Source organism: Shewanella sp. 1180_01 (assembly GCF_052850535.1).
Genome location: NZ_VXCT01000175.1, coordinates 1 through 611, shown reverse-complemented (window position 1 = coordinate 611; position 611 = coordinate 1). Strand labels below are relative to the sequence as shown.

1 pseudogene is annotated in these 611 nt (G+C 45.7%); it reads right to left on the bottom strand.

The window, feature by feature from the left end:
- Positions 1 to 570: pseudogene (locus FW758_RS24730) on the bottom strand (IS3-like element ISShes2 family transposase); the annotation flags it as partial.
- Positions 571 to 611: the final 41 nt, after the last annotated feature.

The following is a 611-nucleotide window of genomic DNA, read 5'->3' as shown; positions in this document are numbered from 1 at the left end:
TGGATTTTATCAACGTGTAGAGCTTACGGGCCCCTAACCTTGGCATATATTTACGCCAGTACTGAACCCAGTCTTTGATGACCGATAGCTCAGCTCTACGACTTTCCATTCGAGCAACTGCCTGATAAATACCTTGCCTCGACATACCCGCAGCACGACATGCGGCTGCGAGGTTTATTTCGCCGTTGCTTTTTGCTTGCCAGACGTACCGGATAAGTACTTTTTTCTGAGGCCTGCTCCATATTCATTGTCCATGATATCAACCATGCCATTGAGGATTTTGTTACGCAGTTTCTCTTCTGCTAACTCACGTTCAAGGCGCTTGATCGTTTCGGCAGGGGTTTCTTTTGACTTAGGCATAAGGGGATGCTGAAAAGGTTTCGACCAGTCGAGTCTACCATGTTTTCTAAGCCAAACGAGTACCGTTGAACGGCCTTGAATACCAAAATGGGCTTGGGCTTGTTTGTACGTCATTTCGCCTTTTTCAACACGCTCTACAACGCCTAATTTAAAGGCTAAGGTGTAATCTCGTTGTGTGCGCTTACGGCTTGAGTTAATTGATGTTGTCATAAAGAAGTCCTCTTTATGTCAACGTATTTCAGGACGGGACA